Below are 14,504 nucleotides of genomic sequence, written 5' to 3'. Positions count from 1 at the left end.
AGGAAGGAGGGTCAGAGGAGGGACCTGGCGGCCAATCAGGGGGGCCGTCGTCAGCACGGGTAGGGACTGCGCGCTTGAACGTTCTGCAGCCAGGCCGGACGCACCCCCCATGAGTCCGACGACGCGCTTCCCCATTCGCACGCTGGTCCCGCAAGGCTATCGATTTCCAGAGGGGAGCTGTCAGGATCAGCCGCGAACAGTTCCAGATCCTCGGCGTAGCGGACGAGCAGCTGCGTCCAGGATGAAGCCAGCACGTCCCACGTGGCGCATTCGACATCAACCCGAACCACCTGGCCGGGCGTTCCCCCTGGTGCCGGATCGAAGTCGAGCAGCCACCGCACGTCGCCATTCATGTCGCCTACGACCACTGCGCCCGGCGAACCGATGATCGGTCGCACCGGTCCGTTCAGGCAGAGATGTTCGCCTTGGTCGACCAGGTATGCCCAGACCTGAGGATCGTCCCATTCCGGCTCCGGTTGATAGCCGTCGCGCCACATCCGGGTCATCTCGATGACCTCGTCGGTGTCGTAGAGGTAATCCAGCGGTACCGGGCTGGGCTGGAGCTGACCCGAGCCGTACCCCGGCATCGTTCCATTGTGGATGCGAAGGCTGGCGCGGAAATCCTGCGGCAGCGGCACGGCCAACGCGGCCTCCAACGCATCGATTTCCTGTGCCGAGGCTGGCGCCTTGAGCTGCCGTAGGGAATCCGGCAGAACGCGACTCAGGCCAGCCTCGATCCGCGCCCACGCCTCGGCAACGGCTCCAGTGTCTGTCACGACGCAGACTCTAGACATCGCACCGCAGGCGCGCCTGCCTCATCTGCCGCTGGCCCTGAGCGCCCTGCGGGCCCCGGCGCCGCACCCCTGCCCCCGCCCCAACCCCCGCCCCGTTGATCATGAGGTTGACGGGTAATTTGATCTTCAAACGGCCCGCCTACCTCATGATCACGTGGGTGGGCCGGGTTGGCGAGGAGGCGCTTGGCCGCAGACAGGGTCGCGGTTGGAGGCGCGTAGCGCCTGGGCTATCGAGATGGTCGCTGTCGCCGCGAGCAGCGGGTCGCAGAACCTAGGACCGGCAGACCTAGGGTGAAACCGGCCGCTTTTCGGCGGCATCGCACGTTGCTGTACTTGTGACATGACCTTCGGATTTCAGTTCGACCACGTCGGCATCACTACCACTACAGCGCACCTCGACCAGACCATCGCGTGGTATCGCGACCACCTCGACTTCTTGGTGATCCAGCAATTCGAAGTCGGCGAATCGGTGTTCACCTTCATCGGCACCGACAACATCACGATCGAGATCATCTCGGCTGGCGCCGCCAAGAACCCGGCCCCGGCCGCCGAAAGCCTACCGGCCAGCCACGACGTCGAGCGTCTGCACCACGTCTGCCTCCGGGTTCCCGACCTGGACGCGGCCATCACCGAACTCGACCGGCGCGGTGTGGCCCTGTTCGCTGGCCCCATGACGGTCGAGAAGAGCGGTCAGCGTTTCGCCTTCATCCGGGACAACATCGGCACCATCATCGAGATCACCGAGGCGGTGCCGGTGGCCGGCTGAGCGCATCGGCGACCACGTCTCGCAGCCGCTGCAGGGCCGCCTCGGCGTCGGTACCCGGGTCGGCCCAGTAAAGGTAGAGCCAGACGTCGTCGGGCAGTTGCGCGGCCACCTGCCGCAGCGCCAGCGAACCGATCAGCGGATGACGGTACACCTTGACACTGGACGCCGGGGTCGCGACGTCGTGCTCGTCCCACAGCGCGCGGAACTCGGGACTCGCCGCGTTCAGATTCTCGACCAGGCGGTGGAGACGGCGGTCCTCCGGGAACCGGGTGACGGCGGCCCGGAGGACACCGACGGTCTCGCGGGCGGAATGCTCCCACGTCACCATCACCTCACGAGCACCCGCATCGGCGAACAGCCAGTACGCGTAGTAGCGGCGCTCAAGCGGGAACGTCTCGAAGTCCGTCGTCAGTTCTCGATGCAGTGCGTTCGCGCCGATCACCTCGCTACCGCGCCCCACCACGATCGCCGGAACAGCGACGGCGCGCAGCAGCCCGGTGATATTCGGATGATTGTCCGGAACACGGTCGGCCTCGTGTTTCGAACGGCCCCGAACCAGCAGATACAGCTGTGCCCGTTGCGCCGGCGAAAGGCGCAACGCCGTGGCCAGAGAGTCGAGAACCGAATCGGACGGCGAGACGTTACGGCCCTGCTCCAGGCGCATGTAGTAGTCGACGCTCACACCGGCCAGGGCCGCCACCTCTTCGCGCCGCAGCCCGGGCACCCGGCGTCCGGAGCCGTCGATCAAACCGGCTTGCGCCGGGCTTACCTGTGCCCGTCGTGAGCGAAGGAAGTCACGCAGAGCGGTGTTTCGTTCCACCAGACGATCTTGTCAGACACGCATGAGTCAGGAGACGTTGAATTGCCCACCGAGCCCCTCCTCGTGCGGTGGGCGCCGGACCGCCCTCACCGGTCAACGGCTGAAACGGTGGCCGCCCGCTCAACGAACCTCGACACGCTGGACCAGCACAGGTGACCTCGCTGGATCAACGGGTGAGGCCAACGAGCGTCGCCAGTCGCGCCACGCCGGCGGGTGCCGGGTGGCCCCGGGCAACATCAGCGATCACGGTACGCGCCAACGGCCGGCACCGAACCTCAGCCGGCGCGACACAGTCCGCGTCCACGAGGGCGCGGGCGGCCCCGCGCAGGTCCCCCACCTGGAGGTACACCCGCGCGACGTCGACCAGATAGGCGCTCCGATACTCGGCCGGCAGTCGCCGCCACCCCTCCCGCCGCACGATCGTCGAATGCCTTTGTAGCGCCGCGTCGGCGTCACCCCGCTGGGCCGCCACCAGCACCCGCGCCAGCTCGACGACGACCGGCCCGAAGCTGGTGTGGTGCGTGTCGTCGTACCCTCGAAGGTTTGTGGCGACCCCCACGGCCCGGTCGATCAGCTCATCGGCGCGGCGGTGCTCACCGCAGCCGACGGCAGCAAGCGCAGCCTGCACCAGCAGCACCCCACCCACAGCCCTCCCCCAGCGATCGCCCTGACCCTCGTGATCAAGAGGTTTACGGGAAGTTTGATCTCCAAAAGTGACGCAAACTTCTTGATCACCGGAGTGGGTTGACTGTGGAAGGACGCGGTTGGCGGCGGGGAGCAGCGCGGCCAGGGCCAGGTGGTCGCGGCCCTGCGCGCGGAGCGCCTGGGCTATCGAGATGGTCGCGGTCGCCGCGAGCAGCGGGTCGTCGCTGGCGGTGGACATCGCGCGGTCGGCGGCCAGCCAGGCCAGGTCGGCCTCGCCGAGCTTCACCAGCAACGAGGAGGTGATCCGGTACGTCTGCACCAACAGCTCCGGCGACCGCGCGCCCTGGGCGGCGTCGAGCAGACCCGGCAACACCCGCACCAACTGCCCGTAGTGCGCGTGCTGGTAGGTCAACCAGGCGTGCCCGACCTGCCGTCTCAGCTCGTCGGTCCGCGGTGCAGCCTGCGGGATGTCGTAGCGGGCGAGGGCGGCCCGGATGTCGTCCACCCCGTCCGGCGTGCCCGCCGGGGTGCTCGGCGGCTGGCCGAGCAGCACCTCCGGGTCGACCCGCAGGACGTGGGCCACCTCCTGAATCACCGAGTACCGGTCCAGGGCGCGGGCACCCCGCTCGATCTTGTCCACCCAACTCTTCGACCTGCGCAACCGGTCGGCAAGCATTTGCTGCGTCATTGACCGCCGCACCCGCCAGCTCGCCACCCGGCGGCCGATAGGGATGTCATCGTTGGTCACGCCGCCACCGCCGGTCCGGGACCGCACGGGTCGTGTCCTCCACGGGTACGCGCTCCGCCTCAGCCTGAGCCAGAAGGCGCTGCTTGGCGGCCTCCCGCTCGGCCGCCTCACTGTTGTGCTCCGGAGCGTTGTCGTCCTGACCGCTCATCCCCGCCTCCTCCGATGGAGGCCCAGCAGCTCAGGATCGACCGTTGCCGCGTCGGGCCATCAGGACGTGCTCACGTCCCAAACCGGACAGTAGGGCGAATTGGTGATGCGGTGATTACTGGCAGTTATGCGGCCAGGTTAATGCCGATGCGGCCCGCGAGTAGGCGCAACTCGTCGGGGATGGCTCGGCGCTGGACGCGCTGGGCCAGGGTGACGACGGCATCGCGGGCGAGAGGGTTGATGGCGAACGGGATGGGCGCTGCCCGCTCAGCCTGCACGAACGCGGCGAGAGCTTCGGCGTCCCGACGACCGCCGTCCGCCATGGCACGACCGAGGTCGAGCCAGTAGGACTGCTGGCGGATCGACGCTGCGAGGACCTGCGGTCGGACCCTCCGGGAGAGTTCGATGACCCGGCCGGACTCGCCCTGCTCGGCGGCGATGGACATCTCCCACAGCCCGACATTGGTTGGTCCGAACCCACAGCCGTTGAAGCCCGCGCCGTCGACCGGATCCCCGAGGGTGGCCGCCTCGCGGGCCGCCTCGGCGAGGTGATCGCGGGTGACATCCAAGCGGCCGCTCACGGCCGAGGTCAGCGCAGCGGAGAGGTGGAGTTGCCCGAGCATCTGTCGGACTCGTTCGTCGGCAGCGTCGGCTTGAAGGTCGGCCAGGGACCGGTCCGCAGCGCGGGCCGCCACGGTGGCGGACTCGATCGGCAAGCTCTGCGCGTAGGCGAATCGGGAGGCTGCGATCCATGCCGGATCCTCGGCGTGCTCGGCAACCGTCCCCGAGAGCCGGGCAGCGTTGAGGGCCAAGTGGCGGTACCCGAGGTTCCGCAGGCAGGTGGCGGCCTGGTAGGCGACCTGAACGAGCACGGTGCCGCCCACGGCGGCGGCTTCGATCAGCAGGATGGGGAGCAGACGAGCCATGGCTGGGTAGTTGCAGGACGTGCGGAGCTGTTCGGCGCGCGAAATCTCCGCAGTCAGCCGGTCCGATGTGTAGGTCGACGGGCGGCGCTCGCCGTCCTCGATCTCGATCAGGGCTGACCAGATGGCGGGCACGCACTCGGCAGCGCTCTCACGGGCCGGATCGCCGGACTCGGTACCCTGGCCGAGCAGGTCTGCCACCGTGACCTGGAGTGCGGCGGCAAGAGCGACCAGAGTCGAACGGCGGTCGATGGTCTTTCGACCCGACTCGACCTGCGAGATGTAGGACTGGGTGACACCGGCGAGCCCGGCGAGGACGGCCTGCGTCATGCCGCCCCGACGCATCCGCCAGTACCGGATCCTGGCACCGATGGTGTCCGGCTTCCTCACCATGCTTTCGCCAACCCCCAGGTAGAGAACCAGGACACCGGCCGCGGCCTGCTGCCCCGCGCACGTTGGACGATACTCCGAGAAGCGGACAAGTGACGGCAGTCATTGCAGGGACTGACTTGGCTCGACTTGCGCATCGTTATCTGTCGAAGATCCGGCAGCACCGCCCTGTTGCCAGTTAAGTGAATTCCTGTGAGGGGGTGACCCTTCGAACCACGCCTCCTGCCGCTCGTTGCCATATATCGATTCATACTGCACGTGAATCCTGATCCGCTGGGTCACCGCCGCCCAAAATTCGGCATCTCTCGCCGGGTCGTACTCCTCCACCGCAAGGATGATCAGTTCCTGGCCGACCGGGATGGGCTTACCTGGGCGAAGGGACGAGAAATTTGGCCAGACCGCGAACGTGTCGCGCAGTGGATCGACCACCTGCTTCTCCCACGGCCCTAGTTCCTCGCCGTCGAGGTACAGCGTGGTCACCCGGATGATGGCCGGACCGAGGCCGGCATTTCGGATTCGAATGCCGGCCATGCCGCTGTTCATCCGAAAGCAGTCCAGGCTCAACAATGGACGAACCGATTGGAAGTTGTGTCTCCGGCTTGCTCTCGCCTCCGTGATCGAAACCGCGAGTGAAGCGACGGCGATCACCGTTGCGCAGATGGCAGTAACCGAGTTCGCGTCCACGGCTCTCCTCGTCACAGGGTGCGTCGAGCATGCCAGCGGTCAGCTGGCACCGTCGTCCACGCTACGTCGCTCGGCCAAGCTGAGACGATCGCGCTGCCAGTTCGCGGTCGGCCGGCTATCGGCTCCGGAGTCCGGTACGGCCTGCATACCCGTCACACGATTCGACTTGACTACTGGCGGCTATGTGACCAGGTTGATGCCGATGCGGCCGGCGAGAAGGCGCAACTCGTCGGAGATGGCGCGGCGCTGGGCGCGCTGGGCCAGGGTCACCACGGCATCGCGGGCGAGCGGGTTGATGGCGAACGGGATCGGTGCTGCCCGCTCAGCCTGCACGAACGCGGCGAGAGCTTCGGCGTCCCGACGGCCACCGTCCGCCAGCGCTCGTCCGATGTCGAGCCAGTAGGACAGTTGGCGATTCGATGCCTTGAGTACCTGCGGTCGGATCGTCCGGGACAGCTCAATCACCTTGCCGGACTCGCCCTGCTCTGCCGCGATGGACATCTTCCAAAGTCCGACGTTGGTCGGCCCGAAGCAGCAACCGTTGAAGCCGCCGCCGTCGGCTGGATCTCCCAGGCTCTCGGCCTCGCGAGCGGCCTCCGCAAGATGATCCCGGGCCGCATCGGAACGTCCATCCACGGTCGAGGCCAGCGCAGCCATGAGGTGGAGCTGGCCGAGCATCTGGCGCACCCGGATGTCGGAGGCATCTCCCTGTAGCTCCACTAGTGATCGGTCAGCGGATGCGGCCGCCAAGCGCGCGGACTCGATCGGCAGGCTCTGCGCGTACACGAACCGAGATGCGCCGAGCCACGCTCGATCTTCGACGTCCTCAGCAGCGGACACGGAAACCCGAGCGGCATTGAGGGCCAGGTGGCGGTAGCCGAGGTGTCGAATGCAGGTAGAGGCCAGGTAGGCAACCTGAGCGAGCGTCGTCCCGCCCACGGCGGCGGCTTCGAGCAGCAGGCCCGGAAGCTTCCGGGCCATAGCCGGGTAGTTGCACGAATTGCGGAGCCGATCTGCATGGGCGATCTCGGCGGCCAGCCGTTCCGTTGTGTAGGTCGACGGACGGCGCTCACCGTCCTCGATCTCGATCAGGGCCGACCAGATCGCCGGCACGCACTCGGCGGCGCTCTCACGGGCCGGGTCGCCGGATTCGGTGCCTTGGCCGAGCAGGTCAGCCACCGTGACCTGGAGCGCGGCAGCGAGAGCAACCAGAGTGGAACGCCGGTCAATGGTCTTCCGACCCGACTCGACCTGCGACACGTACGACTGGGTGACACCAGCAAGTCCAGCCAGGACCGCCTGAGTCATCCCGCCACGGCGCATCCGCCAGTACCGGATCCTGGCACCGATGGTGTCTGGCTTCTTCGCCATGCCACCGCTCCCGAGTAGAGGATCGAGGCCCCATACCGCAGCCGCCCATGGCCGACGGTACACGGCAGGCAAGACAACAGCGGCCGTGAGTGCACTGTGGCGTCAGTACCTGCAGGGCTATATCTGGATGACCGACCGCCCTGAACAGAGCGAGCGTGCCTCCCCGCAAATCACGAAGTGTTCATCCAGAGCCCTGACGAGGATCACCAACCCTGAGCAGAAATCTAATATGCACCATTGAGTGCGCAATGCCGCATCTAGAATAATTTGACGGTTTGTTCAACGCAACGAGCCCAACACAAAGAGTCGACCATCCGACACCAACGGACAGTTACCCCACGACAGCAGGGCGTGCTAAACCCATAGCACTAAGAGCGTGATGGATGGCCGCAGCGCCGCTGGCACAAGATGAGGCCTCATTGGGAACATTCGATTGGAAATCGTCAATACTAACAATAGTAGCCCTTCCAGTCGCCTACTTTTTGCTTAAACGTCTACGAGATTTCGCCAAACGAAACGTGACCCTCGTTACAGATGCAGCATTTTGGGTCGGTGATCGAATAGTCGCGGAATCTGTTGCCACTCGGATGAGTCTCAAACGATACTGCCGGATCCAGCTAGACAAAGAGCACAGTAGATACCTACCCGTGCCCGGTAGCCGTGGTGTCATGCTCCAAACTGATCTTGTGTACATACCGCTCCAGCTTGAAAGCGCGGAGCGTAGTCGCGTCGCAAACGCGACCGATATCTGGAAAAGCAATGTCAGGAGAGCAAGAATCGTTGGGGATCCCGGTTCAGGAAAGTCATCGTTGGCGAAACAGATGTTCCGGCAAGCGTGCCGCGTGCTTCTAACCGACGCCAGGAATCCCCTGCCCATCTTCATTGACCTTCGGTCACTCTGTCCACCAGACGACAAAAATGAGACTGAACTGGCCGACTGGACCCTTGAGTTTCTTCAGAAGGAGATTGAGTCCGTCCAAGGTTTCGACATGGGCCGACTTTACCGCACGTCTGCAGAGGGCAAAGGACGCGGCTTATTGGTCTTGCTGGATGGGCTTGATGAGGTTGCCAGCGAGCGCTACACCCTAGTCGCGAGTTGCATCAACTTCATGAGCGAAAGGCTCGGGGAGCTCAACCATAAAAGCCGAATAATATTGACAATGCGGACCCAATTTCACCATCAAGTTAAGTATATGTTCGACTCAACATTCCCTCCCACTTTTTATATTCAGTCCTTTACTCCAACCGAGATCTACTCATTTCTGAACCGCTGGCCCTTTCCCGCCGAGACAGATAGATCCGCGACGGTAAACCGGCTATTCGCAGAACTAACAGATAAGCCGACCCTGCGAGACATGTGCAGCAACCCCCTAGTCCTTGCCATGTACGTTGCCAGTGATCAAAGTGGTGAGTTAGCAAGCTCGCCCGACACTAGAACCCGATTTTATGCCTTGGTCACCGAAGAACTGCTGATCGCGCGCAGAAGCCGCCAACTAGGAATGGCAGCCAAAAGTGCCTTACTCCAGCAACGCGAGTCGCTCCTCGGGAAGCTTGCACTGGAAAACCTGCTCAATAAGGATCAGGCTGCCAATCAAATATCCTTCGCCCGCGCCTTGCATCTCACGCGTCTCATCTGTGGAGCGGAAACGGTTGAGACTGCAGCGGATCTTCTGCGTCAGATCTGCACCGAAACTGGAATTCTCACCGAAGAACGGGCGGGGGAAACTCTTCGATTTATCCACCTGACATTCTGCGAATTCCTCGCGGCCAAGGAGGCCGTAGAAGGACGCCGCGACGGCCTGCATGAAATAATCGACGCTCACCAACGCTTCTCAACATCGATAGCCGCCCACATCAGGACCAGGCTTGTGGAGGTTATTCCGTTTGCTTTGGGGCTGGCCCCGAGGGTGCAAAGCGAGGAGGTGCTGTCTGAGATTCACCGCTTAGACGATGCCTCTGTTTCAGGGCGCTGCTTCCTCGAGACGCAGGCTTACGACCATCCTTCGTGGGTCGACTACGTCGACAGTGAAACGAAGAGGCTTACACTTACTCATCCCGACGCGTGGGGTGATCCCTGGCTCCGCCGACTCCATTTATTAAGCGTTGTCGTCGCCGACGAGGGCGAATGGGCCAGCTTGCATAATCGAACCGCCGCTTATCCACTACAAAACCTATTCTCGAAGCTCGTCCGGGGCCACCGGGAAAGGTTAGATCTAATTTTCAGCTCGTACGCGTCATTCGATCCCCAAGCAGCCTTCCGGCTTGCCGGCGCCTACGGCATCGACTTTTTGAAGGAACGTCCAGATATAGTCGTCGCACATTTAGCAGATCCACCCTTCTTCGCGGCCATTATGGAGCGCATCCGAAGGGCTCGGCCGGAAGACCACGACCGCCTTCTCATGCTACTCGCAGAAGGCGCACTCAGCAGCGCTTACGTGGCGGAACGCCTAGCTTCCGAGCCCGCAGACTTGGTTCCAGGATCGATAAAGCCGAGCGCAATACCACACAAAGCGCGATGGTTTACCAAGGTAGCGCACACCTACAGCATTATAGACGGCGGAATGCTCCGACTTTCCCTCTTAACATACGCGCTCAGCCTGGCCCTAAAGGATCTCAGCCCATACGCTTATAGCGCGTTCCCTCGACTTTCGATCATTCGGTTAGCCAGACCGCCGGCTAGCCTATTCTTCGCCCGCCTTCTCGCAGTCAACTCGATGGCCAGAGCGACCACAGTTTGCATTTTGATGGGACTTGCAATTTATCTGACATTCGCTTTGGAACTCGCAATGCCCTGGAAAGCAGTGGCCCTGCCGGTGATCGGGCTATCCTTGTTACATTTCGCGCAATGGCCGAAAATGTCCGCTCGGTACTATACCGCAATGCTACTCCAGTCAGATTCAATAATTTCAAGCAGAACGATGAGCGTTCGCCGCAATGGCTGGCTAGCGCCAGGCGTCTTGCTGTCATATCTGACAATGCATCGCCAAACTCTTGCGACCGACCGAATCGTAAGCCTCCGCCATCTCCGGGTTACCCAACGCGGTGACCTCAGTCAAGCTCAGTTTGATGATTCGCCAACCGAGCTCAGGACGGCGAGTAGCGGCGTCGAGGGGCGTACTCATCGACTTTGACTCTGACGTGATCAGGCATTCAACAGCATGCCGAGCCTTTGCTTGCAGAACAGCCTAGTGGATCTTTACAGTGCCACGATCGCCGCAGTCTCCGCTGGCAGCTCGATCCGGTCCCGCATCACAGTGACCCCCTCCCCCGTAGCCAGGAGCACTCGCCGAGCCACCCCAGGCAGCGACACCCCCTGCCCCCGCCCAGCAAAGTTCGCCACCACCAACGTGTCCCCCCGCCGCATCACCAGAAACTGGTCCCCGTGCTGCACAGAAACAGCGTGCAGCCGAGGATCCGACAGGTCCGGAGAGGACCGACGCAGCGAGATCAACCGCTGGTAGAACGACAACATCGAAGCATGCTCAGGCTTGTCCAGCTCGGCCCAGTCCAACCGCGACCGCACGAAGGTCTCCGGGTCCTGCGGGTCGGGCACGTCCCCCTCAGCCCACCCGTGCGAAGCGAACTCCCGCCGCCGCCCGAGAGCCACCGCCGTAGCCAGCTCAGGCTCCGGATGCGAGGTGAAGAACTGCCACGGCGTAGAGGCAGCCCACTCCTCCCCCATGAACAGCATCGGAGTGAACGGCGCGGTCAGCAGCAGCACAGCCCCCACCCGCAGCAGCGCAGGCGACAGCGAAGCCGAGATCCGATCCCCGGTAGCCCGGTTCCCGATCTGGTCGTGGTTTTGCAGATAGGCCACGAACCGGTGTCCAGGGATCCGAGGATCAACAGGCCGCCCGTGGTGCCGGTTCCGGAAGCTCGACCAGGTCCCCGCGTGGAAGAACCCACCGGTCAGCACGTCCGACAGCGTCTCCAGGGAGCCGAAGTCTCCGTAATACCCCTGCCGCTCCCCCGTCAGCACCGTGTGCAGAGCGTGGTGCGCGTCGTCGTTCCACTGGGCGTGCAGCCCGAACCCACCCGCCTCCCGAGGGGTGATCAGCCGCGGATCGTTGAGGTCGGACTCCGCGATCAATGACAGCGGCCGTCCCAGGTGCGTCGACAGAGACTCGACGGAAACCGCCAGCTCCTCCAGCAGAGGCACAGCCCGCGAGTCGTGCAGCGCGTGCACCGCATCCAACCGCAGCCCGTCGACGTGGTAGTCACGCAGCCACATGAGCACGCTGTCGATGATGTAGCGGCGTACCTCGTCGGAGTGCGGGCCGTCCAGGTTGATCGAACGCCCCCAGGTGTTCGAGTGCTCGGCGAGGTAGGGCCCGAACTGCGGCGCGTAGGCCCCGGAGGGCCCGAAATGGTTGTAGACGACGTCGAGGATCACCCCCAACCCGCGCGAGTGGGCGGCGTCGACGAACCGTTTCAGGCCGTCGGGGCCGCCGTAGGGCTCGTGGGGGGCGTACCAGCAGACGCCGTCGTACCCCCAGTTGTGGTCGCCGTTGAAGGCGTTGACCGGGAGCAGTTCGATCAGGTCGACACCGAGGTTCACCAGGTGGTCGAGGCGCTCGATGGCCGCGTCGAAGGTGCCTTCCGGGGTGAAGGTGCCGATGTGCAGCTCGTAGAGGATGCTGCCGGGCAGCTGCCGACCCGTCCAGGACGAATCAGTCCACTGGAACGCAAGGTGGTCGTAGCGGCGGCTCGGCCCGTGCACTCCCGCAGGCTGCCACGGTGAGCGGGGGTCGGGCAGTGGGGTTTCGTCGTCGTTCAGCAGAAAGGAGTAGTCGAGGCCGGCGTCAGGCACGTCGACTCGCCACCAGCCGTCGGCGGCGGCGCGCATCTCGTGGTCGGTGTCACCGGTCAGGCGGAGCCGTACGCGGGCGGCGTCGGGTGCCCAGACGGAGAATTCGGTCATGAAGCAGCCTCCACGGAGGTGGTGGGAGGAGCCAGCAGAGCGACGGGATAGTCGGCCAGAAGATTGTCCAGCGGCGTCTCTCCGCCACTGTAGACCCGACCGGTGAACAGGTCCTTCATCTCGTGAACAGGAAGCGACAGAGCTGTGTCACACCAGCCGCCGGCACGGGCCAGGCCGAGCGGGAGCCGGGTCGCCACGGTGATCGCGCCGCCCCGGTCGAAGGCCACCACGTGCCGGCCCACCCGCCCGTGGGCGGGCACCGGCCGGTAGGAGGTGAACAGCTCCGGGTGCGCCCGCCGCAGGCGCAGCGTCCGCGACACGACGAGCAGCTTCGCCGCTCCGTCGGTGTCGAGCGGGGGACGCCAGCCGCCGTCGATGCGCGCCAGCATTTCCCGGCGTACGTCGAAGTCGACCGGGCGGCGGTTGTCCGGGTCGACCAGGGAGTTGTCCCACAGCTCGGTGCCCTGGTAGGTGTCCGGCACCCCGGGCATGGTGAGTTGGATGAGCTTCTGCCCCAGCGAGTTGCACCAGCCGGCCGGGGTGATCGCGGCGGCGAGTTCGGTCAACTCGTCGTGCAGGCTCGGGTCGTCGTACATCAGGTCGACCAGCGCGTGCAGGGCCTGCTCGAAGGCCGGGTCGGGGTCCGCCCAACTGGTCGAGGCCCCGGCCTCCCGGGCGGCCTTCTCGGCGTACGCGTGCAGCCGTTCCCGTTCGATCGGCCACGCGCCGACGGCGGTCTGCCACAGCAGGTGGGCGAGGGCCGGGTCGGGCAGCGGGGCGTACGCCATCCAGGCGGTGACCTGCTCCGCCCAGCGGCCCGGCAGCTCGCTGAGCACGGCGAGGCGGGCCCGCACGTCCTCGCCGCGTTTGGTGTCGTGGGTGGAGACGGTGGTCATGCTGGCCGGCCAGCGGACCTGCTGGGCGGCGGCGAAGCGGTGGAACTCCGCCGGTGGCACCCCGAAGCGGGTGGGGTTGTCGCCGACCTCGTTGAGCGCCACGAACCGGGTCCAGCGGTAGAACGCGGTGTCCTCCACGCCCTTGGCCATCACCGCACCGGTGAGCTGTGGGAACCGCAGGCCCAGCTCGTCGTCGGGGTCGCGCAGCCGGCGGGTGACCGCGTCCAGGGCGGCGGCCAGGTCGGGGCGGCGGCGACCGGCCTCGGAGCGGGCGGCGGCGAGGTGCCGGGCGCCGTGCGGCGGGTAGCCGCGGTAGACGGCGAACGCGGCGGCGAGCTCGGCGAGCGCCGCGCGGGCCTGCTCGGTGGGCACCTCGGGGGCGAGGGCGGCCAGCCGGGTCAGTTCGGCGGAGAGCAGCCGGGTGGCGGCGGCGAGTTTGGTGGTGTGGGTCAGGTCCTCCCAGGAGGTGTGCTGCCCGGTCAGCCGGTTGTCCAGCGCGGTGAAGTCGCCCTCGGCGTCGATGTCGATGAAGAGCCCACCGACCATGGCCAGGGCGTCGTAGCCGGTGATGCCGTCCACCGGCCAGTCCGGCAGCTCCTCGCCGTACTCCAGGATCTTCTCCACCACCAGCCAGGCGTCCGGCGCGGCCTCCCGCAGCCGGGTCAGGTAGCCGGCCGGGTCGCGTAGGCCGTCCGGGTGGTCGACGCGGATGCCGTCGACCTCCCCGGCGGCGGCCCAGCGCAGGACCAGCTCGTGGGTGGCGGCGAAGACCGCCGGGTCCTCCACCCGCAGGCCGGCCAGGCCCGCGATGGCGAAGAACCGGCGGTACGTCAGCTCGGCGTCACCGCGCCGCCAGGAGACCAGCTCGTAGTGCTGCCGGTCGTGCACCTGCCGCGCGTCGCCGTCGCCGGTGCCGTCGGCGACCGGGAAGCGGTGCTCGTGGTAGCGCAGCTCCCCGTCGACCAGCTTGAGATCGTCGAGGGCGGCCGGGGCGTCAGCGAGCACCGGCAGCAGGAGCCGGCCCCGGTCCCAGTCGATGTCGAACCAGTCGGCGTACGCCGAGTCGCGGCCCCGGCGCAGCACGTCCCACCAGGCGGGGTTGGCGGCGGGGACGGCGACCCCGGCGTGGTTGGGCACGATGTCGACGACCAGGCCGAGGTGCTGGTCGCGCAGGGCGCGCAGCAGCCGCTGCCGGGCGGCCTCTCCGCCCAGCTCGGGGCTGACCGCCCGGTGGTCCACCACGTCGTAGCCGTGCTGCGAGCCGGGCGTCGCGGTCAGCAGCGGGGCGGTGTAGAGGTGACTGACCCCGAGGTCGGCGAGGTAGTCGACGATCGCGGCGGTGGCGTCCAGGTCGAAGCCGGGACGAACCTGGATTCGGTAGGTGGACCGCACGGCCATC

Annotated in this window: 11 protein-coding genes; 2 read left to right on the top strand and 9 right to left on the bottom strand. The window is 65.7% G+C overall.

Going from position 1 to position 14,504, the window contains the following annotated elements:
• Positions 1-50: 50 nt before the first annotated feature.
• On the bottom strand, positions 51-776 hold the full coding sequence (locus tag EV382_RS07055; RefSeq protein WP_165435739.1) for an SMI1/KNR4 family protein: 726 nt from the start codon (positions 774-776) through the stop codon (positions 51-53).
• Positions 777-1,134: 358 nt separating this feature from the next.
• On the opposite strand from EV382_RS07055, the gene EV382_RS07050 reads away from it, so the two are divergent.
• Entirely contained in the window at positions 1,135-1,560 is a 426-nt protein-coding gene (locus tag EV382_RS07050) for a VOC family protein (protein WP_130400786.1), read from the top strand.
• On the opposite strand, the gene EV382_RS07045 is transcribed toward EV382_RS07050, so the two are convergent.
• The 6 genes from EV382_RS07045 to EV382_RS07025 all read right to left on the bottom strand — a co-directional run bounded on the left by EV382_RS07045 (position 1,532) and on the right by EV382_RS07025 (position 7,288).
• A complete protein-coding gene (locus tag EV382_RS07045; protein ID WP_165435738.1) occupies positions 1,532-2,380 on the bottom strand; it encodes a helix-turn-helix domain-containing protein in 849 nt (282 codons plus the stop codon). The genes EV382_RS07050 and EV382_RS07045 overlap by 29 nt on opposite strands.
• A 166-nt stretch (positions 2,381-2,546) precedes the next feature.
• Entirely contained in the window at positions 2,547-3,713 is a 1,167-nt protein-coding gene (locus tag EV382_RS07040) for a helix-turn-helix domain-containing protein (protein ID WP_244236579.1), read from the bottom strand.
• Positions 3,714-3,759: 46 nt separating this feature from the next.
• Positions 3,760-3,921 (bottom strand): hypothetical protein, encoded by a 162-nt coding sequence (locus EV382_RS32640; RefSeq protein ID WP_165435737.1) that lies wholly within the window; start codon positions 3,919-3,921, stop codon positions 3,760-3,762.
• Between the two features lie 124 nt (positions 3,922-4,045).
• The gene (locus EV382_RS07035; protein ID WP_130400783.1) at positions 4,046-5,236 is read right to left on the bottom strand and encodes a helix-turn-helix domain-containing protein; all 1,191 of its coding nucleotides are present in this window, start codon (positions 5,234-5,236) and stop codon (positions 4,046-4,048) included.
• A gap of 99 nt (positions 5,237-5,335) precedes the next feature.
• The gene (locus EV382_RS07030; RefSeq protein WP_130400782.1) at positions 5,336-5,917 is read right to left on the bottom strand and encodes a hypothetical protein; all 582 of its coding nucleotides are present in this window, start codon (positions 5,915-5,917) and stop codon (positions 5,336-5,338) included.
• Between the two features lie 180 nt (positions 5,918-6,097).
• Positions 6,098-7,288 (bottom strand): helix-turn-helix domain-containing protein, encoded by a 1,191-nt coding sequence (locus EV382_RS07025; protein WP_130400781.1) that lies wholly within the window; start codon positions 7,286-7,288, stop codon positions 6,098-6,100.
• A gap of 383 nt (positions 7,289-7,671) precedes the next feature.
• On the opposite strand from EV382_RS07025, the gene EV382_RS07020 reads away from it, so the two are divergent.
• The gene (locus EV382_RS07020) at positions 7,672-10,419 is read left to right on the top strand and encodes an NACHT domain-containing protein (protein WP_130400780.1); all 2,748 of its coding nucleotides are present in this window, start codon (positions 7,672-7,674) and stop codon (positions 10,417-10,419) included.
• A gap of 65 nt (positions 10,420-10,484) precedes the next feature.
• On the opposite strand, the gene treZ is transcribed toward EV382_RS07020, so the two are convergent.
• Together treZ and treY are read right to left on the bottom strand one after the other, a co-directional pair.
• Positions 10,485-12,209 carry a malto-oligosyltrehalose trehalohydrolase gene (treZ, locus tag EV382_RS07015; RefSeq protein ID WP_130400779.1) on the bottom strand — a complete coding sequence of 575 codons (1,725 nt, stop codon included), beginning with the start codon at positions 12,207-12,209 and terminating at the stop codon, positions 10,485-10,487.
• Entirely contained in the window at positions 12,206-14,503 is a 2,298-nt protein-coding gene (treY, locus tag EV382_RS07010; RefSeq protein WP_130400778.1) for a malto-oligosyltrehalose synthase, read from the bottom strand. Before treY ends, treZ begins: the two co-directional genes overlap by 4 nt.
• Between the last annotated feature and the right edge of the window lies 1 nt (position 14,504).

Origin of the sequence: Micromonospora violae, assembly GCF_004217135.1 — a bacterium.
Lineage (GTDB): Bacteria > Actinomycetota > Actinomycetes > Mycobacteriales > Micromonosporaceae > Micromonospora > Micromonospora violae.
Note: the sequence above shows the minus strand (reverse complement) of the source record. Positions and strands in the feature narration are given on the sequence as shown.